This window comes from Paraliomyxa miuraensis (genome assembly GCF_026337845.1).
Taxonomy (GTDB): domain Bacteria; phylum Myxococcota_A; class Polyangia; order Nannocystales; family Nannocystaceae; genus Paraliomyxa; species Paraliomyxa miuraensis.
The window spans coordinates 1-21480 of the sequence record NZ_JAOVZF010000152.1 but is presented as its reverse complement, the minus strand read 5'-3'; the positions used below and the strand labels follow the sequence as shown (position 1 = coordinate 21480).

The following is a 21480-nucleotide window of genomic DNA, read 5'->3' as shown; positions in this document are numbered from 1 at the left end:
GTCGGACGACGTCACACCCGAAACGCCGCCGGCTCGTCGGAGATCGTCACCTCCGAGCCATCGAACCGGATCCGCTTGGGCTTGTCGTCGATCATGGTGAGGATCGACACCGGTCGTCGCCAGATCCGCTCGAGGTTGCGCAGGGTGTCTCGCGCATAGTCGACCTTGAGGTCCTGCCCCTCGTGGCGGTGCCCGAGCAGCAGCTCGCCGCGATTGAGGTGGTTGGCGTCCACCACGTAGATGAACGGCTGGCCGAAGTTGGTGAGCATCGCCAGCAGCTTGTTCTTGATCTTGGCGAACTCGCGGCTCTCGATCTCCAGCCGGCCCGAGCGACGGTTCTCCTGGAACGTGAAGAACTTCTGCTCGCGCGCGAAGTCGAGGGTGAAGAACTCGTCGATGAAGGTGACGTCGTTGTAGAGCCGCCGCACCTCGAAGATCTTGTCGCGCCCCTTGCCCAGCTGCTGGTCCCACTCGGCCTTGGCCCGCAGATCGTCGCAGTCCTCCCACGCCGCGCCGAAGCGCCCCATGTCCCAGCGGCGCTCGATGTCGCGAAACAGCTCGATGCCGATCTTGTAGGGATTGAGCTGTCCGGGCGCCATCGACATCACCCCCGCGCAGGCGTCGGCGTAGTCGATGACCTCGGAGTCCCGCAGCGCCCGCTCGGTCATGAGCCGGCTGTGCCAGTAGCTGGCCCAGCCCTCGTTCATGATCTTGGTCTGCATCTGGGGCAGGAAGTAGTAGGCCTCCTCGCGAATGATGCCGAGCACGTCGGCCTCCCACGCGTCGAGCGGAGCGTGCTGCATCAGGAAGCCCAGCACGTCGCGCTCGGGTCGGGCCGGCAGCTTGCGCTTGCTGGCCTCCTTCTCGGCCTTGGCCTTCTCGCGCTGCTTGGCGATGAAGTCGGGTGGATTGATGTAGTCCTCGAGGTAGCCCCGCACGTTGCGGAGCCGGTGCACGTCCTCTTCCTCGTCGACGGCGGCCGCCGCCTTGCCCTTCTTGGGCGGCTCGCGAAACGGAGCCCAGGGATCGATGAGATTGTCGATCGACAGGCACACGTCGATGAACGACTCGACCGTGACCACCCCGTGCCGATCCATGTAGCGGCGCACGCGCGAGGCATTGTTGGCCATCACGTCGATCATGCGCCGGTCGGTGGGGGCGAAGAACCGGTTGTTCTTGAAGAAGTCGTTGTGCCCGTAGACGTGGCACATCACCAGCTTCTGGTCGGCGAAGCTGTTGCCCTCGAGCAGGTACGCGTAGCAGGGGTCGGTGTTGATGACCAGCTCGTAGATCTTGGAGAGCCCGTAGGTGTGGCTCTTGATCATGTGGTCGTACTCCATCCCGAAGCGCCAGTGGGGGTAGCGCACGGGGAAGCCGCCGTAGGCCGCGATCTCGCACATCTGCTCGTAGTCGACGATCTCGAACACCTGGGTGAAGTACTGCAGCGAGTACTCGTCGGCGTAGCCCTGGATCTCGGCTTGGAGGTCGCGCAGCGACCCGCTGATCGGCGCCATGGACTATCGCCCCCTCTTCAGGAACTCGCGAATGGAGTCCATGATGTCGTCCTTGCTGGTGATCTCGGAGGTGACCAGCTTGGGGTGGTCGCCGAACGAGCCCTTGATGTCCTTGATGAACTGCCCCGAGCCATAGGGGCTCTCGACCTGGCCGTAGCCGAACTGGTTGCACGCGGGCAGCAGCACGTTGCGCAGCAGGCCAATGCAGGTCGAGGTGTCGTCGACCGACCAGTTGTCGCCGTCGCTGAAGTGGAACGCGTAGATGTTCCAGTTCTCCGGCGAGAACTCCTTCTCGATCAGCTCGGCGCACACCTTGTAGGCCGAGCTGATCATGGTGCCGCCCGACTCGCGGGTGCGAAAGAACACCTCGCGGTCGACCAGCCGTGCGCTGGCGTCGTGGATGATGTAGCGGCTCTCGAGCCCCTGGTACTGGCTGCGCAGCCAGGTGTCGATCCAGAACGACTCGATGCGCACGATCTCCTTCTGCTCGTCGCCCATCGAGCCCGACACGTCCATCATGTAGATGATGACCGCGTTGGATTGCGGGCGTGGCTCGGTGCGCCACGAGCGATAGCGCCGATCCTCGCGCACGGGCACGATGATGGGGCGCCCCGGCTGGTAGGTCCCGCTGGCCACCTGTCGACGCAGCGCGCGCTTGAACGTGGCCTTGAACGAGCGCAGCGACTCGGGACCGGTGGAGCGCAGGCTGATGTAGCGGTCCTTCTTGGTGTCGAGCGCCTCGCTGCCCTTGGGCTCGATGCGCGGCAGGCCCAGCTCCTCGCCGAGGATCGCGGCCAGCTCGTCGAGCGTGACCTCGACCTCGAGCGCCTTTTGCCCCTCGCCCTGCCCGGCCTCGCCCTTGCCGGGCTGCCCGCCGTCCTGCGGATCGCCCCCGATGGGATCGCCGGGCTCGCCGTCGCCCTGACCCACGCCGGACTTTTGGTTGCCGCCGAGGGTGAAGCGCGGGATGTCGATCTGCGGCATGGGAATGGACACCGTGTCCTTGCCCTTGCGACTCATCAGGTCGCCGCGCGAGATGTACTTGCGAAGGTTCTGCCGGATCTTGCCGCGCACGATCTCGCGGAAGCGGCTGTGGTCTTTGTCGATGCGAGAGATCATCGGCGGAGCCTGCGGGACGGAGCGAAACCGAGAAGTGCGAGAGCGCGGGGCTCGGGTACGGCCTCCCCGAGATGATTGGCCCGAGACGATTGGCCGAGACGTTTGGCGGGACGGGCGCTGCGCTGGCTCGTACGGGGTTACGGGGTACGGAAGGGCGCGTCCCCCTGGGGCGCCAGGCTAGTGTATCATCGCAGCCTCGAAAACCATGCCCACGCTCGTCGATCGCATCTCCGCCCTGCAGGACTTCAAGCGCTACGAGGACCTCCACTGGTCGGGGACCTTCGAGGAATACCTCGAGCTGGTGCGCACCAACCCCCGCATCGCCCGCACCGCCCACGAGCGCGTCTACGATCTCATCATGTCCCACGGGACGCAGGAGTACGTCGACAACAAGAAGAAGATCGTCCACTACCGCTTCTTCGACGACGAGGCCCACGGCGGCCGCGACGCGATCTTCGGGCTCGACATCCCCCTGATGCGGCTGGTCAACGTGCTCAAGGCCGCGGCCATGCGCTACGGCACCGAGAAGCGCATCCTGCTCCTGCACGGCCCGGTGGGCTCGGCCAAGAGCACCATCGCGCGGCTGCTCAAGAAGGGCCTCGAGGAGTACAGCCGCACCCCCGAGGGAGCGCTGTTCACCTATGAGTGGGTGCTGCCGCCCGACCTGCGCCACCTCACCGCCGGCCAGGAGGTGTTCCCCTCGGCCATGCACGAGGAGCCGCTCAAGCTGATCCCGGCCGACTGGCGCGAGCAGGCGATCACCGACCTCGGGCTCGAGCAGGACGGATTCCGCCCGTGGGTGCGCGGCGATCTCAACCCCGCCTGCCGCTACATCTACGGCGCGCTGCTCGAGCACCACAAGGGCGACTGGGCCAAGGTCATGACCCACGTGCGAGTGCGACGCCTGCTCATCAGCGAGCAGGACCGCGTGGGCATCGGCACCTTCCAGCCCAAGGACGAGAAGAACCAGGACAGCACCGAGCTCACCGGCGAGATCAACTACCGCCGCATCGCCGAGTACGGCAGCGATTCCGATCCGCGGGCGTTCAACTTCGACGGCGAGTTCAACGTCGCCAACCGCGGCATCATCGAGTTCGTCGAGATCCTCAAGCTCGACGTGGCGTTCCTCTACGACCTGCTCGGTGCCACGCAGGAGCAGAAGATCAAGCCCAAGAAGTTCGCCCAGACCGACATCGACGAGGTCATCATCGGCCACACCAACGAGGCCGAGTACCAGCGCCTGCTCGAGAACCGCTTCATGGAGGCGCTTCGCGACCGCACGGTGAAGATCGACATCCCCTACATCACCAAGCTCAGCGAGGAGATCAAGATCTACGCCAAGGACTACAACCCCAAGCGCGTGCGCGGCCGCTTCATCGCCCCCCACACGCTCGAGATGGCCGCGATGTGGGCCGTGCTCACGCGGCTCGAGGATCCCAAGAAGCACCAGCTCTCGCCGCTGCAGAAGCTCAAGCTCTACGACGGCAAGACGCTGCCCGGGCACACCCAGGACACGGTCAAGGAGCTGCGCAAGGAGGCCAACCGCGAGGGCATGGACGGCATCAGCGCCCGCTTCGTGCAGGACAAGCTGGCCAACTGCCTGGTCAGCGATCGCGGCCAGATGAGCATCAACCCGTTCATGGTGATGAACGAGCTCGAGTCGGGGCTGCGCAACCACAGCCTCATCACCAACGAGGAGGACCGCAAGCGCTACGCGGACCTGCTCGCGGTGGTCAAGCAGGAGTACGAGGACATCGTCAAGAACGAGGTCCAGCGCGCGATCTCGGCCGACGACGATGCGATCGCCCGCCTCTGCGGCAACTACATCGACAACGTCAAGGCCTACACCCAGCGTGAGAAGGTCAAGAACCCCTACACCGGCCAGGACGAGGAGCCCGACGAGCGACTGATGCGGTCGATCGAGAGCAAGATCGACGTGCCCGAGAGCCGCAAGGACGACTTCCGGCGCGAGATCATGAACTACATCGGCGCGCTGGCCATCGAGGGCAAGCAGTTCGACTTCCGCACCAACGAGCGCCTGTTCAAGGCCCTCGAGCTCAAGCTGTTCGAGGATCAGAAGGACAGCATCAAGCTCACCAGCCTGGTGTCCAACGTGGTCGACAAGGAAGCCCAGGCCAAGATCGAGGTGGTCAAGCAGCGCCTCATCCGCAACTACGGCTACGACGAGGTCTCGGCCACCGACGTGCTGACCTACGTGGCCTCCATCTTCGCCCGCGGCGAGATCAAGGGCGACTAGTCCCTCATCCCGGAGCTTCGCTCCGGGGGAGGGACTAGGCTCTACGCATGGTTGGAGGGGCTTCGCAGCGCTTCGCAGCCCCTCCCCCGGGCCGGCAAAGCCGTCCCGGGGCCCCCTCCCCGGCGGTCGGGCGTTGCCCTCCTGGTGGGGACCACGAACAGGAACTGGAGAATCGTGATGGTCTTTGATCCGAAGCAGGAGGTGGGACCGGGGTCTGCGGTGGGGCCGGTCGTGATCGAGATTCCCGGGCGTACGGCGATGCTCTTGGTCGAGCTGGCCAAGCAGCTCGAGGCCAAGACGCCGGGTGAGGTGGTCGGGCAGGCGCTGGGGCTGCTGCAGACGGTGCAGCAGGCCAAGGCCAAGGGGCAGCGGATCGTCCTGCGAGACCCCGCCACGGGGCGAGAGATCGACCTGGCGCTCTGAGTCGGTCGCAATCGGCTCGTACGGGCGGCGAACACGAACGCCACCCCACGCGTGCGGGTCGTGCGATGCTCCTGGGCGATGTCCGATGCCTCGCTGACCAACATCCGAATGGTCAAGCCCAAGGGCCCCAAGATCTTCTTCGGGTTGCTCGCCGTCGCAGCGCTCGGCGCTGGCGCCTGGTACTACACCCGCCCGCCCGGACCGGTGGGCGAGCGCGAGGATCCGAGCCGGCTGCTCGTGGTCGCCGCCGACGCCGTCGACGTGGCCGCGACCCTGGGAGAGCTCGGCTTCGATGTACGGCACGGCACGTTCGAGGCCCTCGCCGCCGCCGGGGCCAAGGATCCGGGCGGCGAGGGCAAGCAGGGCATCGAGGCCATCCTGCACCATGCCGACGTGCTCGGCATCGGCTACGTCGCGCTCGAAGACCCCTCGGCCCATGGCATCGATGGCATCACCGTCACCGGTGACTCGGCGACCGTGACCACCGAGCACCGCTTCGCCGTGTTCAGCGTGGGCGAGCTGGGCATGCCTCCCAAGGTCACCGTGGACGCCGCCACGAGCGCTCTGCCCCTGCCCCCCTACGTGCAGGTGCTGCGCGCCGCGTTCGGGCAGGACCGCCTCGCCGGCACCCTGTTCGCCGAGTCCCAGCTGCCCATCGACGCGGTGGAGCTCCACCGCAAGATCGAGCCGGCCGTCGCTCTCCACGGCGCCTATGGCCTGCTCGATGGCCGCGTGACCAAGGACGTGCGCGCAAGGGCAGAAGCGCTGGTCGACGCCGAGCAGGCCGCACCCAAGCCGGTCGTGCTCGCGGCTCCGCTCGAGACCACCGAGGTGCTGCCGCTGGGCGATGGGACCGTGCTGAGCCTGCGAAGCACGCGAACCCTCGAGGCTCCGCGCGAGCCCGAGGTCTCGCTGCAGCCCGGGACCGAGCTCGAGCTCTGGTACCACCCGCCCGGCAGCGCCGCGCTCGAGCAGCGACAGCGCTGCGGATCCCTGCGCGGGGGTCTTCTTCCGCTCGATGCCAACGAGATGATCACGTCCTCGCGAGGCGACGTGGTCATGCTGGCCTCGGGCAACGGACTCGAGCTCTGGACCCTCGACGTGGGCGCCGGGGCCTGCGCCTTCACGCGGCGGGGCGTCGTGCCGCAAGCCGACGTCTTCGAGCTGTCATGGGGCGAGCCCTACGTCTCGGGGCAGGTGCTTCGCGTCGCCCATCCCTCGGCGGAGCCCACGGTGCGGGTGTGGACGGCCGGGGTCGATCGTCCGCAGGTGCTGCCGCTGCCCGGCTGCACCCGCGTTGGAGATCCGGTGTGGCTCGATGGAGAGCACCTCGCGATCTCCTGCACCTACGAGCCGCCCCCCGAGCCCGAGCCCGACGATCCCTACGACCTCGCATTCGACGAAGAGGACGGCGAGCCCGCCGAGCCCGCCGAGCCAACGCCACCGCCGATCCCCGGGCAGACCTGGATCTACCTGGCGCGGATCGCCGACGCACACGCGGTGGCGATCCCCGGCTCGCTGCTCGGCGAGCACACCAACCCGTATCCGCTGCTCGCGGTCCCGGGCAACGGCGGGCTCGACCTGCTGACGGTGCATCCATGGGGCGGCAAGCTCTTGCGACTGCGCAGCACCACGAGCGTGGCCGACCTGTTCGATGGCGCCCAGGCGATGTTCACCGCGCTCGCGCAGGCCGATGCCAAGACCGAGGCAGCCGCAATGGCCCAGGCGCCGGCCGACGGAATCGAGCCCACCGCGATCCCCGAGCCCCCGACCGGCGATTCCGCGCTCCCGCGCCCGGCCTTCGTGCCGGCGGGCACCATGGTGGTCTCGCTGCCCACCGAGTCGTTCACGGTCACCGCGGTCGAGATCGGCGTGGAGTTCGAGGACCTCGCGCTCGCCCCCGACGGCACCATGATCGCCTACACCACCGACCGCGGACACGAGGTCCAGGTGATGCGGCTCGACGGCGCCAAGCCTGCGACCACGGTCGCCAAGAACCCCGAGACCATCCACCGACGCCCGCGCTTCACCGCCGACGGCAAGGCGGTGGTCTTCACCAGCGAGTTCGACGGCAATGATCGCTTCGAACGCGTGGGGCAGCACGCGGTGCTCGGCGGCTCATAGCTCGGCGCCACCACGACTGGACTCGACTGGGCTCGACTGGGCTCGACCGGTCCGATACGGTGGACGCGCATCCATGCCTCGCGCTCACCTGCTCGTCGTGCTCGCCCTCGCGGGCGCTCCCACCCTCGCCTCGGCCAACGGCAACGTCTCCCACCAGTGGGTGTCACGAGCCGCCATCGCGGGGACTCCGGTCGGAGGCTCGCTGCACGGGCTGGTGAGCGACCCGGCGCTGCTGCCCATGCTCGACACGGGCACCATGTACCCCGACTGGGGCTATACCCCCGGCGCCACCACCGAGGAGCGCGAGGCCGGCGAGGCCTCGCACTGGGAGCCCGTCCAGGACGCCTATCGCCAGTGGATCGTCGCCAACTACGCGCCACCGTGGTCGGAGGAGGCGCGCCAGCACCTGGCGTTCTACCTGGGGCTGAGCTCGCATGGGCTCGCCGACCAGAGCTACGACGCGATGTTCTTCGAGCGCTCGAGGTTCTACGAGCCCGGGGATCACAGCGAGTTCGACCAGGACACCGACGTGATGTGGGCCGCCACCACGGGACCGGGAGCGCCGCCGCAGGCCTGGGTGCCGGTGGGGCCGCTGCTCGAGCTGTTCGCGAGCATCGTGGGGGTCACCATCGAAGAGTCGAGCATGGAGCAGCAGCTCGGCTTCGTGGGCGTGGCGATCGCAGCCGTCAACGCGCTGGCCACCGACCCCGTGCAGGTGGCCGACGCGGAGGCCGACTTTCCGTGGGCCGCGGCGCATGACGACGATCCGGCGGCCCCCGGAAACCCGCCGCACGAGGCGGAGATCGTGCGAAGGTACTGGCGGAGCAACTGGGCGCTGGTGCACGGGGATCCGGTGCCGCGACCGGTGCTATGGACGCATCCGGCCGATGGCGGCGCGGGGCATCCGATCGAGGCGGCGTCGATCGAGTCGTGGGTGTCGATCGTGTTTGCCCGCGCGCTGGTGGGACCGGACCCGGATCCATCGTACTTCCACCTGGTGGACTCGGGCGGAGCCGAGGTGCCGCTGACCCTCGATCTGTTCTACGGCGATGGGTCGCACGTGGTGCATCTGCGGCCCGACGAGGATCTGCTGCCCGACGAGGTCTATGTGGTGACGGTGGATCCGGGGCTGCCCACCATCCACGGCGAGGCGCTCGAAGGATGGAGCTTCGCCTTCTCCACCGGCAACCAGGGCCCGCCGCCGGTCAACGACGATGCGTTCTGGGACGAGCCCGATCCGTACGGCGACGAGCCCACCGGGGGCAGCACCGGCGAGGGCGTGGACGAGAGCGGTGCTGAGCCCGAGGCGGGCTCCACCGCCGCGGTGGGCAGCAGCAGCGCCGGCTCGACGGGCGGCGACACCACGAGCCCGGGGGCGGAACCCGACGACTCCGAGCCCTCGGGCTGCGGGTGCTCACCGCCTCGCCGCGAGTTCTCGCCCGTCCTCCTGCTCGGGCTGCTGCTCGTGCCTCACCGTCGGCGACGACGGCGACGGTAGCCCACCAACAACCCCCCGAGCATCACCGCGCCGCCCGGGCCAGCCGCGCCTTCGCTCCGGCATCCGCAGCCCTTGCCGCCGCCCTCATCGCCGGCTCCGGCCGTATCGGTCGCCCCGCTCCCCGTCCCGCCGTGACACGAGGCCGAGGTCGGCGTCCGCGGTGGCCCGTGCTCGGTGTTCCACGCCTCGAGCAGCGCCGCGATCGCATCGCGATGGTCGACCTCGACCACCGGAGCCCCCGCCGCGGGCAGGTACTCGATGGTCTCCACCCACGGCATCTGCTCGGGCGCGATCTGGGGCCACCCAAAGACTCCAAGCGGCAGCGCGACCAGCCGACCATCGGGAAGCTCGAAGGTCTCTGCCCCGTCGCAGAACCGATATCCACTGCCCCGCCACGAGAGCGTGGTCTGCTCGGGCAGGTCGGGGGTGAGGTGAAACATGGGATCTTCGGTCATCTCGATCGGCGACAGCGTGGTGTAGAGCCGCGTGAGATACCCAAAGCTCTCGAGCAAGTCCTGGGCGTGCCGACTGGGAGCGATCACCCGCGCCTCGAGATCGGCCGCGAATGCGGGGCCATCCCACGCCAGGGGGTCGAACGCTGCGGCCGTGTCCCCATAGGACACCGGGCCCTCGCACATCGTGTCCGGAGATCGCGTGGGTCCGGCGGGCAAGTAGCGCTCCACCAAACCCTCGACCAGGGGGTGCTGAGCCCCACCGGCGTCCGCCAAATCGTAGAGGACCTGATCGCACAGCAGCTGTGCCGCCTCGGCCGGGGTGCTCGCCGTGGCGAACGGCGCCGAGTCCCACAGCGGACCCACCAAGTCCGCCCCCGACACCACGCTGCTGGGCCCCGCGTACTCGGTCACGAACGCGTGGCCGTTGGCCCCCGGCTCGTCCACCGCCATCGTCACCAGCTCGCGATAGTTCGTGCCGGAGAGCGGCCAGTCGAGCCGCAGCAGGTTGAGCGTCACGTGCCGCCAGTTCGACGACGACACCCGGCTGTCGGCGAGGAACAGGGCGCGGATCTCCATGTCCTCCTGCGCCGCAATGCGCGTGAGCCGGATGGGCACACACGGCTCGACGCCGGCATAGCGCAGCACGATCGGGTGGATCTCCGCCACGTCGGCCTCTTGCTGCAGGCGAAACGCCACGAACAGGTGCCCCTCCGCCAGGTACTCGGCCAGGATCGGCTCGGCCGCGGGATCCTGGGCGAAGCCGTTGTCGCCCAGCCACTGCATCACGCCTTGCACCGTACCCCCGTCGAGCACGAACACCTCGAACGCGCCCACCGTCGTCTTCAGCACCACCTCGGGATCATCGGGAAACGAGGCCGCGTCGAGGTGTGCGCCGTCGTCCCCGCCATCGCCGCCCGCTCCCGTGCCGTCACAACCATCCCAACCATCCTCCCCGCCGTTCCCGCTGTCCCCGAAGTTGCAGGGCTCCCTCCAGCTGTCGTAGTCGTACGTGGGCACCGTGGCCTCGAGCATGTCGAGGAACAGCTGCTGCGAGCCCACCGAGAATTCCGGCAGCGCCGTCACCGGCACCACCCAGGCGAACTGCTCCGCGTTGGTGTTCGGATCGTATTGGATCTGGATGTGCGCCTCGATGTAGCCCTCTTCGACCACGAACAGGATGGTCTCTCCGGTCTGGTCGACCGGCATGGACCCGGGGCCGGTATCGCAGAAGGTCCCACCGCACGCCTCGGCCGGCCGAGGCGCGCTCAGCATCGCCACGGCCAGCCCCACCGCCGCCGCCCCACTCAGTACCGCCGCTGGAATTCGCATCACCCCATGAGACCACATCAGGCGGCCCGACCGGCTCACCCTTGTTCGCGATGCCGCGAGCGGACCCGGGCGCCGAGCAGGAGCAGCCCCAGGCCCAGCCCACCCGCCCCACCCGGACCGTTCGGTCCACCCCGGCAGCCACAGCCCTTGCCGAGGTCGTCATTGGCCCCCGGCCCCGACGACTCCGTGTCGGTGCCCGTCGGGGGTCCGCCGACCGTTGCACCACCGTCACCCGGCCCGCCGGTGGTCTCGCCGTGACACGAGCCCAAGAACGGCGACTGCGGCGGGCCATACTGCATGTTCCACGCCTCGAGCAGGGCCGCGATCGCATCGCGGTTGTCCACCTCCACCACCGGCGCTCCGACGGCGGGCAGGTACTCGATGGTCTCCACCCACGGCATCTGGCCCGGCGCGATGTCGGGCCACGAGAGCGGCTCGAGCATGGCCACCAGGCGCCCGTCGGGCAGCTCGAAGCTCGCACTGCCATCGCAGAAGGTGTTGCGCTGCCCCTGCCAGGTCAGCGTCGCCTGCTCGGGCAGATCGGGCGTGGGATGGAACATGGGGTCCTCGGTCATCTCGATCGGCGACAGCGTGGTGTAGAGCCGCGTGAGATACCCAAAGCCATCGAGCAGCGCGTTGGCGTGCTGCCCGGGTACGATGATCCGCTCCTCGAGCGCCGCCTCGAACGCCGCAGGATCCCACGCCAGGGGATCGGCCGCGTTGCCGTAGGCGATGGGGTCGGTGCACCGCAACGCCAGATCGGTTCCCGGAGGCACGGGGAGGTAGGTCGCCACCAGCCCGTCGATGAGCGGGTGCTGGGCCACGCAGTCGCCCATCTCGTCGAAATCGTAGAACCCCTGGTCGAGCAGCAGCACCGCCGCTTCGACCGACGTCGGCGCCATGCCAAAGGCCGGCGAAGACCACAGCGGACCCAGCAGCCCCTCGCGCGAGACGATCTCGCTGCTCCCGGCGTACTCGGTCACGAACGCGTGCCCATTGGCCCCGGGCTCGTCCACCGCCAGCGTCACCAGGTCGCGATAATTCACCCCCAGCCCGAGCCAGTCGATCTTCAGCGGATTGAGGGTCACGTGGCGCCAGTTCGACGACGACACCCGGCTGTCGGCCAGGAACAGCGCGCGGATGTCCATGTCCTCCTGCGCCGCGATGCGAGTCAGCCGGATCGGCACGCACGGCTCGGTGCCCGCGTAGCGCAGCGCGATCGGGTGGATCTCCGCCACGTCGGCGTCCTGCTGCAGCCGAAACGCCACGAACAGGTGCCCCTCCGCCAGGTACTCGGCCAGGATCGGCTCGGCCGCGGGATCCTGGGCGAAGCCGTTGTCGCCCAGCCACTGCATCACGCCTTGCACCGTACCGCCGTCGAGCACGAACACCTCGAACGCGCCCACCGTGGTGGCGAGCACCACCTCGGGCTCGTCGGGGGGAGGAGGAGGGCCGCCCACGTCGAGCTTGATCCCGCCGTCGTCGCCCCCGCCGCCCGTACCGTCGCAGCCGTCCCAGCCGTCGTCGCCAAACGTGCCCCCGCACGGCTCGCTCCAGCCCGAGAAGCCATACGAGGGCACGGTGGTCGCGAGCAGGTTGGCGAACAGCTGCTGCGAGCCCACCGAGAACTCCGGCAGCGCCGTCACCGGCACCACCCAGGCGAACTTCTCCGCGTTGGTCTGCGGATCGTACTGGATCTGGATGTGCGCCTCGACGAAGCCCTCGTCGATCACGAACAGGATCGTCTCGCCCGTCTGCTCCACCGGCATCGACATGGGACCGGAGTCGCAGAACGTCCCGCCGCACGCCCGTGCCGGGCGCGGGGCCAACGGCGCCATCACGGCCAGCCCCGCCGCCATCGTCGCGATCACACCAGCGCGTCGTACCCAAGCCATCGTCATGTCCCCAGCAGACCACAATTTCGAGCCGAAGTGAGCTCGAGTCGGCACCTGCGCACTCGCGCGCCTCAGGTGACGAGCAGCAACCAGCCCACGCCCGCCAAAGTGGTGAGCAGGGTGAGCGGAACGCCGATCCGGAGGAACGAGAAGAAGCCGATCCCCCCGACCTCGCGCCCGGCCTCGGCCACGATCACGTTGGCCACCGAGCCCAGGAGCGTCAGGTTGCCCGCGAAGGTCGAGCTCATCGCCAGCAGCTCCCAGGCCAGGGTGGGATCGGCCAGCGCCTCCAGCGGCTGACGGACCACCAGGATGAAGGGCACGTTGGAGACGAGGTTGGAGCCCGCCACGAAGATCCCCGCGCTGGCGAGCAAGCCCGCGGGATCGCCTGCCTCCACCTGCAGCGGAACGCGGGCAAAGACCCACGCGGGCGCGCCGCTGTCGACCAGGGCCTGCACCACCACGAACAACCCCGCGAAGAACACCAGCAGCGACCAGTCGATCGTCGACCACAGCGCGCGCGTATCGGTGCGGTGGAGCACGGTGAGCAGCGCAAAGCCGGACACGGCGGTCCAGGCCAGCGGGGCTCCGACCACGTAGGCGATCGAGGTCGCTCCCAGCACCGCCACCGTGATCCACCAGCGACCATGCGAAGCCACGGGCTCGGAGTCGGCCGCCTCGAGGCCCCGCTCGGCGAGCACGCCGCGAAACAGCAGCCACAACAGCGCATGATCGATCGCCAGGCCGATCACCGCGACCGGCGCCATGTGCAGCAGGAAGATCCCGAACGGCAGCTCACCGAGCAGACCACACAGCATGTTCTGGGGGTTGCCCACCAAGGTGGCCACGCTGCCCGTGTTGGCCGCGGTGGACAGCGCCAGCAGGAACGGCAAGGCCGGCAGGCGATGGCGCTGGATCATCCGCACGAGCAAGGGAGCCACCAGCACGCACACCGCATCGTTGGTGATGAGCGCCGAGAGCCCACCGGCGCCCCACACCACCCAGCCCAGGAGGCGCGCCGGGGTCCGAGCACGCGCCACCAACCAGCGCTCGGCGTCCTCGAAGAACCCATCGCGGGCGAGGAACGCCCCCATGCCCATCACGCCGAACAGCAGCAGCAAGGTGGCGCCATCGATGGCCGCGAGCGCCTCGCTGGTTCCGACCGCCCCCGTGGCCACGCAGGCCACCGCACCCAGCAACGCGCCCGCCGGCCGATCGAGCGGCAGCCACCGCAGCCGTCGGGCCGAGATCACGGCATAGGTGATCGCGAACAACACCACGCCGAGCGATTGCATGGGCGTGCTGGTGGGTCTTCTTTCGTCGGGCCGAGAACCGCTTCAGCCGCAGGCGGGCTGGTAGCCACCGTCACATGCGCGCTGCTTGTACTCGCCGGCCTTCTTCTTGTCCCGCTTGCCGCCCACGCCCTTCTCCCAGGCCAGCGCCATGAAGTAGCAGCCGCTGGGATCGTTGGCCTCGCAGGCGGCATCGAACAGCTCGCGCGCCTTCTTGGGGTTCTTCTCGCCGCCCTCGCCCAGCATCGCCATGCGGCCCACCGAGACGCAGCCCGCCTGCGCACCACCATCACACAGCTTCTGATAGTAGCCACGTGCCTTGGCCGAGTCGGGCTCACCCGCCTTGCCGCTCTCGAGCAGCACCGCCGCGTTGAAGCAGGCCTCGGGGATCTCGCCCTCGCACACCTTCGAGTGCAGCGCGAGCGCCTCGACGGGATCGGGGTCGCCGCCTTCATCGGTCTCGAGCATCAGGGCGAGATTGAAGCAGCCGATTTCATGACCACCATCACAGCCCTTTTGGTAGTACTCGCGCGCCTTGGCCGGGTCCTGCGGGCCCTCTTGCCCCTTTTGCCACTTGACCGCCAGCGCGGTGCAGGCCTGGGCGTTGCCCTCCTCGTCGCAGGCGCGAGCCTGCAGCGTTCGCTGATCCTCGGGCTCCGGCTCCGGCTCGGGCTCCGGCTCCGGCTCGGTCGTCACCACCGGCTCGGGCGGCGGTGTGGGCGTGGACGTGTCCACCGATTGCTTGGTGCACGCGAGAACGAGCAGGGCACAGCACACCGCAAGGCCGGACTTGGTCATGGCGCGGCTTGATATCACGAACGAGGGCTCGATGTCCTGCGATCCATCCCCCACCTCGGGCCTTTCGGCCGCCCCGACACGGTCGCGACGCCGGTCCAGCGGGCTGGGCATGCTAGAGTCCCGCCATGCGCCTTGGCCCCCTCTTGCTCGTATTCGCAACCTCGCTCGCCACGGTGGGCTGCTTCGAAGTCCCCACCGACGTCGGCGACGACTCGACCTCCGGCACCACCGAGGGGACGACCGCGGGAACGGCCGCCGACGGCTCGACCGGCGAGGTCGACGTGTGTCCCGAGTACTGCGGCCTGATCCAAGACGTGTGCTCGGCCGAGCAGACACAGTACACGAGCGAGGCGGTCTGCCTGGCCGTGTGCGCCGACCTCCCTCCCGGCAGTCCCGAGGATCAGCTCGGCAACTCCGTGGGCTGCCGCCGCTTCCAGTCCGTGCAGGCGTCGGAGGCTCCCGACACGTTCTGCGGGGCCGGAGGGCCCACCGGCGACGGCGTGTGCGGAGCCGAGTGCGAGGTGTTCTGTGGCCTGGCCATGTCCGTCTGCGTCGGCGACGATGCGCAGTGGCCCGACGTCCCGTCGTGCCTGGCCGACTGCATGCAGTTCCCCGACGACGTCGAGTACAACGCCTCCGTGGTCAGCGGCGACAGCTTTGCTTGCCGCATGTATCACCTGACGGTCGCCTCGCTCGATCCCGGGGTCCACTGCCCGCACCTCCCCATCGACTCACCGGTGTGCGTCTGACGGCGCCTCGCTCCCGCGAGCGTCGATCCACCGACGGGCACGAGGCCGGCCTCGGTGAAGGCGGCTCGGGCGAGACTCAGGCCGGCTTCCAGCTCACGCGCGCGGTCCCCTGCCCCAGCACCAGCACTCGTCCCGCACGCAGCGGCGTCATGCGAATGGGGGTGGGCTCGTCGCTCGCGCGCGTGCCGTGGCGGCTCGCGGTGTCGATCGCGTAGAGCCCGTCGACGAGCCGGAGCACGAGCAGGTGCACCCGCGACACGCTGTCGTCGACGAGCAGCTCGGGACGGTTGCTCATGTCGCAGCGTGCATAGCGTCCCAGCATCACGCCGCGCGAGAGCGCCTGCCGACCCACCACCAGCACCTGCACTCCCTGCTGGGTGGTGACGAGCAGGGTCCCCATCGGGTCCTCGTCGGGCACGAGCATGCAGCGTCGCCCGAGCACGGGGCCTGGCAACCGGCGTACGATCGTGCTGTCGATGGTCAGCGACGTGCCCCTGGGGTGCACCGCGACCGTGACGTCGGGACCCAGCGGCAGCGGGCCCGACGAATTGCTCGGCTCGGCCTCCACGTAGACCCGATCGGGGAACCGACGCCACCCCTGCCGCGGATCGTCGGGCCATCGGCTCGCGGTCCCGGTGACCAGGAAGAACAGCACGTAGTTGGCGCAACGCACGAACAGCGAGCCGGTGCTGGTGAGCGACTCGTAGCGCTGCCCGTGCTCGTCTTCGAAGCCGGTGGACGTGCGCAGATCGATGAGGCGCAGGCACACCTCCTCGCCGCGACGAGCCGGGCCCACCACCACCGCGAGGTGACGCAGCGACAGCGCCGGATCGGCATCGAGGAAGAGATCGGCCTGGGAGTGGCGGCCCACGATCACCGAGCGCGATGCCGTGGGATCTGCAGCCACGCTCAGGCTGCCACGGAAGCCGCCGCCGTGGGCGTCGACGGCCACGATCACCACGCCAGGATGAGGGAAACACTCACACTCCCGGCGCAGCCGCTCGTAGCTGGCGATGAACGAGCGCTCGAAGGATACGGACGCATCCTCCCGACCGGGACGCATGATCACGGTGGCAGGGTTGTCGTACGCCCGGCTTCCCGACGATCCCGTAATGGCGTCGGCCATGACGTCACGATAACAGAAAGCCCTGCGCGGCTGCACGGCGATCGAACCTGGCCGGCGCGTCCGAGCCAGGCAAACCATCGCCGCCGAAACGCACGAATGGTTCACCTCTCGGGGATCATGCAAGCAGCATTACCTCGGCCGAGGCGACCAATCTCGCTCGGGCTCGAGCTCCGGGAGCGTCGGGCCAAGAACGACCGCCGCTGACCCCGGGCCCGTCGGCGAGCACCGTTGCCGCGGCGAGTCAGACCTTCTGGATCGAGCCCTCGTAGAAGCCGTCGAGCACCTCGGCGTACTCCTTCTCGACCACCTTGCGCTTGACCTTGAGGCTCGCGGTCAGCTCGCCCCCCTCGACCGTCAGGTCCTTGGGCAGCACCGCGAACTTCTTGATGGTCTCGTACGAGGCCAGCTCGGCGTTGAGGCGGTCGACGGCCTCCTGCAGCATCTGGTGCACCGCCGCCTGCTCGCCGAGCTTGGCGTAGGGCACGTCGCCCAGGCCCTGCTCGGCCTTCCAGGCCCCGATCGACTCCTCGTCGAGGGTGATGAGCGCGGTGCAGAAGTTGCGGTTGTTGCCGTGCACGATCACCTGGCTGATGTAGGGGCACTGCGCCTTGAGCCGCCCCTCCAGGTTCTGCGGCGCCACGTACTTGCCACCCGACGTCTTGATGAGGTCCTTGATGCGATCGGTGATCTTGAGGTTGCCGGCCGCGGTCATCTCCCCCACGTCGCCGGTGTGCAGCCAGCCCTCGCCGTCGAGGGCATCCGCGGTGGCCTCGGGCTTGTTGTGGTAGCCGCGCATGATCCCGCGGCCGCCCAGCAGGACCTCGCCGTTGTCGGGATCGATCTTCACCTTCACCCCCGACACGGGGCGTCCCACCGAGCCGAACTCGAACGAGTCGGGCCGGTTGACGAACGAGGCCGCGCTCGACTCGGTGAGCCCATAGCCCTCGTAGATGATGATCCCGGCCGCATGGAAGAACTCGGCCATCTCGCGCGACAGCGGGGCGCTGCCCGAGATGAAGAACCGGATCTTGCCGCCGAAGCGCGCCCGCAGCTTCGAGAACACCAGCTTGTCGGCGAGCCGCAGCTGCAGGGCCAGCAGCCCCGCGGGCTCCTGCCGCTTCTGCCGCAGCGCGGAGGCCCGGCGTCCCACCCCCAGGGCCCAGCGGAAGATCTTCCACTTCACGGGGCTCGCCTGCGCGCCCGTGACCACCTTGTTGTAGACCTTCTCGAAGATCCGCGGCGCCGCGGCCATGAACGTGGGCTGCACGACCGCGAGGTTCTCGACCAGCTTGGGGATCCGCCCGTCGATGGTGGTGCGAAAGCCGATCCGCAGCTGGGTCGACTCGAGCACCTTGCCGAACGAGTGGCTCAGCGGCAGCCACAGGTACTGGTGGTCGTCCTTGGTCAGCATGCCGATCTCGGCGACGCCGTCGCCGGTGAACACCCAGCATTCGTGCAGCAGCTCGACCCCCTTGGGCTGCCCGGTGGTGCCCGACGTGTAGATGAGCGTGGCCAGGTGCGTGGGCTCGATGGCCTCGATCGTCGCCTCGTACTGCTCGGGGTTGGCCTCGTCGTGGCCACGGCCGAGCGCCTCGAGGTCTTCGAGCGAGATCACCCAGTCCGCTGCGGCCCCCTTGGGCTTGGCGGCGGACTCGAACGCGATCACCTTCTCGAGCTTCGGCAGCCGATCGCGGATCTCCACGAGCTTGGCCACCTGCTCGGCATCCTCGGCGAACACGAACCGGGTCTGGCTGTCGTCGAGGATGAAGTGGCACTCGGCCGGCGTGTTCGACGGGTACACCGTGGTCGTGGCTCCGGCGGCGCAGAGGATCCCCAGATCGGCCAGGATCCACTCGATGCGCGTGGTGCTGAGGATCGCGCAGCGCTCCTCGGGTCGAAGGCCCAGCGCCTGCAGCCCCATCGAGATCCGACGCACTCGGTCCCCGGTCTGCTTCCAGGTGAGCGTGTCCCAGCCGCTCCCCTTGGGGAACTGGAACGCCACCTCGCTGGCGGACTCGCTCACGCGGTGCAGGAACACATCGGCGACGGTCTCGTGCTTGCTCATGGACCCGATCCCTAGCAGGAAAGCGGGCATCGGCGTACGGGTGGCGCAATCTCGGGCACAATGACGTTCACGGGCACTAGACAGGCGCTCAGGCACCACGGCGGTTTGAGCCCCCGCACGACCTGGCGTAGAGTCTTCGGCTCGACGGCCCCCCTCGGGAGTACGAAACGCGATGAACGACACCTCCAAGCTCGTCCTCGGCGCCTTGTCGGCCCTCTGCCTGCTGGTGGCTCCGGCGTGCGACGAAAAGGCCGGTGAAGAGAAGGCCGACGAGAAGAAGGCCGAGGTCAAGGCCGACGAGAAGAAGGCCGACGAGAAGAAGGCCGACGACGTCGCGGCGGACGCCAAGGCCGATGGTGGTGCAGCCGCCGATGGTGCAGCCGCCGATGGTGCGGCCGCCGACGGCGGTGCCGCGGTGGTCGAGTCGATCGGCGTGCCCGAGTGCGACGAGTACATCGCCAAGATGAGCAAGTGCATCGAGGGCATGGATGCGACGGCCGCGGCCGCGGCCAAGACCGGCTTCGAGACGGTGGCCAAGGGCTGGAAGGACTCCGTCGAGGCCAACCCCGACGGCAAGGCCGGCATCGCCACCAGCTGCAAGGCTGCGATGGACGGCGCCGCCATGACCCACCCCGATTGCTTCAAGGCGCAGTAGCGCCTCGGCCACGACCGGGATTCCTCGCTCCGCTCCGATGCGCGATCCCGGTGGCGGGTCGCCGACGCGCGTCGCGGCGACGGCACGACCGTTGCACTTGCATCGCGGGGACGGCCCGGGGCAGTCCCGGGCGCGATCGCTCGCATGGGTCGGAGGTCTCGGTCAGCAATGATGTTCCATGCTTTCGCGTTCGAATGGTCGGCCTCGCGCGGCCACGCTCGGCGTTCCCCTACGCAAGGGATTGCGGGCATGCGCAGCCGTTGCACGGTGAGCCCCGAGCCCCGGGCCCTCGAGCGCGGGTTCACGCTCATCGAGCTGATGGTGACGCTCTCGGTGCTGGTGCTGGTGGCAGTGGCCGCGTTCGCGGGCTTTCGTCGCAACGAGGAGGAGGGGCAGCGCAAACGCTTCGTGTCGGCGGTGCACGGTGCGATCACCCAGGCCCGCAACCATGCGATCGACGAGCAGACGCCGGTGCGGGTCGACGTGGATGCGACCTCGATGACGCTGACGGCATGGAACCCCGTGACCGAGACCTGGGAGCTGTTCGAGCGCGTGGCGATGACCGTCCAGCGCGATGCGCTGCTGCTCGACGATGCCAAGGTCTGCATCTTCGGGCTGGGCACGGGGGTGCAGACGCCCGCGCAGGCGCAGAACGTGCTGCCGCCCGACGACTGCCTGCCCGGGGTGCAGACGCTGCGGTTCGAGCCGGACGGGACCTTCAGCGACCCCAACAATGCCTTCAGCGTGGTGCCCAACGCCGGGGTGACGCTGTGGATCGGCGACCGCACGGTGGCGGGCGAGCTGTCGTATGCGCTGGTGCAGGTGTTCCCCGGGGGACTCATCCGAACGTTCGACGAGGTGGGATCATGAGCGGCATGGCACGACGAGCGATGCGAGCGCGCGGTCGGGCCGGTCGTGTTCGGGCCGATCGTGGTCAGGCCGGCTTCACCTTGATGGAGGTGCTGGTGGCACTGGCCGTGTTCGCGATCTCGGTGGTGGGGCTGGTGGCGCTGGAGTCCCGCAGCATCGAGTCGCAGCGGGCCTCGCGAGAGCTTCGCGAGGGCGAGCGGATCGCCCAGGAGACGATGGCGGACCTCTACGGGAAGGGCTTCTTGCAGCTGCTGTCGCAGGACTTCGCGGGCAACGCCAACCCATCGTTTCCCTACGACGACCAGCTGGTGGCGGCCAACGAGCGACAGCGCAGCATGAGCCGCCCGCCCGCCGACATTCCCGACGACGAGGCGGTGGTCGGCGAGGTGCGCGGGAGCTTCTTGGTGTTTCGCCGGGTGGACTGGGTCACCACGCCGGGCGCCGTGCCGGGCAACCCTCCCAGCGTCGATCCGCTCGATCCCGACAACGAGATCGGGCAGGTCAACGCGCTGGAGCTCGAGGTGGTGGTGCTGTGGATCGATCACACCAACCCCGGGTATCCGCCCCCCGAGGGCTTGCAGGTCACCGACCTGGTGCCGGCGATGACCGACCCGCAGGATCCGGAGTTTCGCCCCTACGTGGGCAACGTGCGGCTGCGAACGGTGCGGGTCAACGACGTGGTGCTGGTGGCGAGCGACGATGGAGGGACCGGGCCATGAGTCGTCGTCGAGCGCAGGCGGGGTTCACCCTCATCGAGCTGATGGTGGCGATGGTCGTGTCGGCCATCGTGGTGCTGGGGGTCTATGCGTTCTCGGCGATCCAGCAGTCGACGGCGGGGCTGCACGAGCGCAACGTTCGGGTGCAGCAGGCGCTCGAGGGCGCGATGTGGACGATGGCCCAGGACGTGCGCAGCGCGGGCCTGGGCCACGCGAGGATCTGCAGCGAGCTACGGGTGTGGGACTCGAGCGCCGGGCTGCTGATCAATCCCGGGGCGGTGGCGGACCCAACCCTGGCGGTCCGGGACGCGGTGACCGGCGAGGCCTACTGGGTCTTGCGCGACGGGCTGCAGGCGCACTGGAACAGCAGCATCGGCGGCGACCTACCGGGCGACGTGGCGAGCTCGGCATCGCCACAGAGCGTGGCCGACAGCTTCGACGTGATCCTCGGCGACGACACGTACACAGGGTCGTACGGCGTGTTCCAGCTCGCGGCGCCGATCGGAGCGGCGGACACGACGATGACGATCCGCAGCTCGGCGATGCTCAGCAACGCCGACGCCAATCATGTCGCGCAGGTGCAGCAGCTGCTCCC

The 21480-nt window shown here is 68.7% G+C and carries 17 protein-coding genes; 9 read left to right on the top strand and 8 right to left on the bottom strand.

The window, feature by feature from the left end:
- Positions 1-11 precede the first annotated feature (11 nt).
- A complete protein-coding gene (locus OEB96_RS19430; RefSeq protein WP_266217754.1) occupies positions 12-1514 on the bottom strand; it encodes a SpoVR family protein in 1503 nt (500 codons plus the stop codon).
- 3 nt (positions 1515-1517) lie between these two features.
- Positions 1518-2633, bottom strand: coding sequence for a DUF444 family protein (locus tag OEB96_RS19425; RefSeq protein ID WP_266217752.1), 1116 nt, complete (start codon positions 2631-2633; stop codon positions 1518-1520).
- A 205-nt stretch (positions 2634-2838) separates the two neighbouring features.
- Between OEB96_RS19425 and OEB96_RS19420 the strand changes: the two genes are divergently transcribed.
- From OEB96_RS19420 to OEB96_RS19405, 4 genes are all read left to right on the top strand, one after another.
- Entirely contained in the window at positions 2839-4890 is a 2052-nt protein-coding gene (locus OEB96_RS19420; protein WP_266217751.1) for a PrkA family serine protein kinase, read from the top strand.
- Between the two features lie 177 nt (positions 4891-5067).
- Positions 5068-5313 (top strand): hypothetical protein, encoded by a 246-nt coding sequence (locus OEB96_RS19415; RefSeq protein WP_266217749.1) that lies wholly within the window; start codon positions 5068-5070, stop codon positions 5311-5313.
- A gap of 78 nt (positions 5314-5391) precedes the next feature.
- On the top strand, positions 5392-7437 hold the full coding sequence (locus OEB96_RS19410) for a TolB family protein (protein WP_266217747.1): 2046 nt from the start codon (positions 5392-5394) through the stop codon (positions 7435-7437).
- 73 nt (positions 7438-7510) lie between these two features.
- Positions 7511-8935: a hypothetical protein gene (locus OEB96_RS19405; RefSeq protein ID WP_266217745.1), complete on the top strand. Its 1425-nt coding sequence runs from the start codon at positions 7511-7513 to the stop codon at positions 8933-8935.
- Here OEB96_RS19405 and OEB96_RS19400 read toward each other — a convergent pair.
- The 4 genes from OEB96_RS19400 to OEB96_RS19385 form a co-directional block, all read right to left on the bottom strand.
- Positions 8908-10719 carry a DUF2330 domain-containing protein gene (locus tag OEB96_RS19400; RefSeq protein ID WP_266217743.1) on the bottom strand — a complete coding sequence of 604 codons (1812 nt, stop codon included), beginning with the start codon at positions 10717-10719 and terminating at the stop codon, positions 8908-8910. The genes OEB96_RS19405 and OEB96_RS19400 overlap by 28 nt on opposite strands.
- Before the next feature lie 35 nt (positions 10720-10754).
- Complete coding sequence (locus tag OEB96_RS19395) at positions 10755-12614, bottom strand: DUF2330 domain-containing protein (protein ID WP_266217741.1); 1860 nt, start codon at positions 12612-12614, stop codon at positions 10755-10757.
- A gap of 71 nt (positions 12615-12685) precedes the next feature.
- Positions 12686-13909, bottom strand: coding sequence for an ArsB/NhaD family transporter (locus tag OEB96_RS19390; protein WP_266217739.1), 1224 nt, complete (start codon positions 13907-13909; stop codon positions 12686-12688).
- 42 nt (positions 13910-13951) lie between these two features.
- On the bottom strand, positions 13952-14704 hold the full coding sequence (locus tag OEB96_RS19385; RefSeq protein ID WP_266217737.1) for a tetratricopeptide repeat protein: 753 nt from the start codon (positions 14702-14704) through the stop codon (positions 13952-13954).
- Positions 14705-14829: 125 nt separating this feature from the next.
- Between OEB96_RS19385 and OEB96_RS19380 the strand changes: the two genes are divergently transcribed.
- Positions 14830-15453, top strand: coding sequence for a hypothetical protein (locus OEB96_RS19380; protein WP_266217736.1), 624 nt, complete (start codon positions 14830-14832; stop codon positions 15451-15453).
- Positions 15454-15529: 76 nt separating this feature from the next.
- Here OEB96_RS19380 and OEB96_RS19375 read toward each other — a convergent pair whose 3' ends face one another.
- Positions 15530-16579: an FHA domain-containing protein gene (locus OEB96_RS19375; protein WP_266217734.1), complete on the bottom strand. Its 1050-nt coding sequence runs from the start codon at positions 16577-16579 to the stop codon at positions 15530-15532.
- Between the two features lie 241 nt (positions 16580-16820).
- Positions 16821-18644 (bottom strand): AMP-dependent synthetase/ligase, encoded by a 1824-nt coding sequence (locus tag OEB96_RS19370; RefSeq protein WP_266217732.1) that lies wholly within the window; start codon positions 18642-18644, stop codon positions 16821-16823.
- A gap of 172 nt (positions 18645-18816) precedes the next feature.
- On the opposite strand from OEB96_RS19370, the gene OEB96_RS19365 reads away from it, so the two are divergent.
- The 4 genes from OEB96_RS19365 to OEB96_RS19350 all read left to right on the top strand — a co-directional run.
- On the top strand, positions 18817-19299 hold the full coding sequence (locus tag OEB96_RS19365) for a hypothetical protein (protein ID WP_266217730.1): 483 nt from the start codon (positions 18817-18819) through the stop codon (positions 19297-19299).
- Positions 19300-19548: 249 nt separating this feature from the next.
- A complete protein-coding gene (locus OEB96_RS19360) occupies positions 19549-20169 on the top strand; it encodes a pilus assembly FimT family protein (RefSeq protein ID WP_266217728.1) in 621 nt (206 codons plus the stop codon).
- 5 nt (positions 20170-20174) lie between these two features.
- Positions 20175-20888, top strand: a complete 714-nt coding sequence (locus tag OEB96_RS19355) for a prepilin-type N-terminal cleavage/methylation domain-containing protein (protein WP_266217726.1) — start codon at positions 20175-20177, stop codon at positions 20886-20888.
- Positions 20885-21480, top strand: a 596-nt coding sequence (locus OEB96_RS19350; protein ID WP_266217724.1) for a PilW family protein, incomplete at its 3' end; no start/stop codon positions are given. The genes OEB96_RS19355 and OEB96_RS19350, both read left to right, overlap by 4 nt.

Coding starts and splice junctions, on each gene's coding strand:
- OEB96_RS19395 (WP_266217741.1), bottom strand. CDS start 12,614: ATGGCTTGGGTACGACGCGCTGGTGTGATCGCGACGATGGCGGCGGGG.
- OEB96_RS19430 (WP_266217754.1), bottom strand. CDS start 1,514: ATGGCGCCGATCAGCGGGTCGCTGCGCGACCTCCAAGCCGAGATCCAG.
- OEB96_RS19420 (WP_266217751.1), top strand. CDS start 2,839: ATGCCCACGCTCGTCGATCGCATCTCCGCCCTGCAGGACTTCAAGCGC.
- OEB96_RS19425 (WP_266217752.1), bottom strand. CDS start 2,633: ATGATCTCTCGCATCGACAAAGACCACAGCCGCTTCCGCGAGATCGTG.
- OEB96_RS19390 (WP_266217739.1), bottom strand. CDS start 13,909: ATGCAATCGCTCGGCGTGGTGTTGTTCGCGATCACCTATGCCGTGATC.
- OEB96_RS19385 (WP_266217737.1), bottom strand. CDS start 14,704: ATGACCAAGTCCGGCCTTGCGGTGTGCTGTGCCCTGCTCGTTCTCGCG.
- OEB96_RS19375 (WP_266217734.1), bottom strand. CDS start 16,579: ATGGCCGACGCCATTACGGGATCGTCGGGAAGCCGGGCGTACGACAAC.
- OEB96_RS19410 (WP_266217747.1), top strand. CDS start 5,392: ATGTCCGATGCCTCGCTGACCAACATCCGAATGGTCAAGCCCAAGGGC.
- OEB96_RS19365 (WP_266217730.1), top strand. CDS start 18,817: ATGAACGACACCTCCAAGCTCGTCCTCGGCGCCTTGTCGGCCCTCTGC.
- OEB96_RS19360 (WP_266217728.1), top strand. CDS start 19,549: ATGCGCAGCCGTTGCACGGTGAGCCCCGAGCCCCGGGCCCTCGAGCGC.
- OEB96_RS19400 (WP_266217743.1), bottom strand. CDS start 10,719: ATGCGAATTCCAGCGGCGGTACTGAGTGGGGCGGCGGCGGTGGGGCTG.
- OEB96_RS19370 (WP_266217732.1), bottom strand. CDS start 18,644: ATGAGCAAGCACGAGACCGTCGCCGATGTGTTCCTGCACCGCGTGAGC.
- OEB96_RS19380 (WP_266217736.1), top strand. CDS start 14,830: ATGCGCCTTGGCCCCCTCTTGCTCGTATTCGCAACCTCGCTCGCCACG.
- OEB96_RS19355 (WP_266217726.1), top strand. CDS start 20,175: ATGGCACGACGAGCGATGCGAGCGCGCGGTCGGGCCGGTCGTGTTCGG.
- OEB96_RS19415 (WP_266217749.1), top strand. CDS start 5,068: ATGGTCTTTGATCCGAAGCAGGAGGTGGGACCGGGGTCTGCGGTGGGG.
- OEB96_RS19405 (WP_266217745.1), top strand. CDS start 7,511: ATGCCTCGCGCTCACCTGCTCGTCGTGCTCGCCCTCGCGGGCGCTCCC.